At 40.5% G+C, this 393-nt stretch carries 1 pseudogene; it reads right to left on the bottom strand.

Going from position 1 to position 393, the window contains the following annotated elements:
- A pseudogene (locus FC80_RS09540) lies at positions 1-393 on the bottom strand (hypothetical protein); the annotation flags it as partial.

Raw genomic sequence — 393 nt, 5'->3', positions numbered from 1 at the left:
ATTATTGGCACCTAGCGAGAAACTATCAACATAAGCAGCATTGGCATTTGCAATAGCATACGTTTTAGACCAGAAATCAACATGATTTCCTTCTCCATTGGTCGCATCAGAGTAACGCATTACAATCTGAATTTTGTGACCATTGATGAGAGTATTGCCTAAGGCAATGTCTTGAGAAAAACCACTTTGCGCAGCGTTGTATACATTGGCGTACCCATTTTTAACAACATCTGGACGGCTGATAGGATTGTATGCAATACGTTTTATTTCTTTGCCAGTTGTTGCATCAAAAACGATTAAAAAGGCATTTTTGAGAGCAGTACTTGCGTCAGCAGCGTGCCAGCCAGCAACATGCAGAGTATTATTGGCACCTAGCGAGAAACTATCAACATA

The organism is Liquorilactobacillus cacaonum DSM 21116 (assembly GCF_001436735.1).
Lineage (GTDB): Bacteria > Bacillota > Bacilli > Lactobacillales > Lactobacillaceae > Liquorilactobacillus > Liquorilactobacillus cacaonum.
This window is presented reverse-complemented; position numbering and strand designations above follow the sequence as displayed.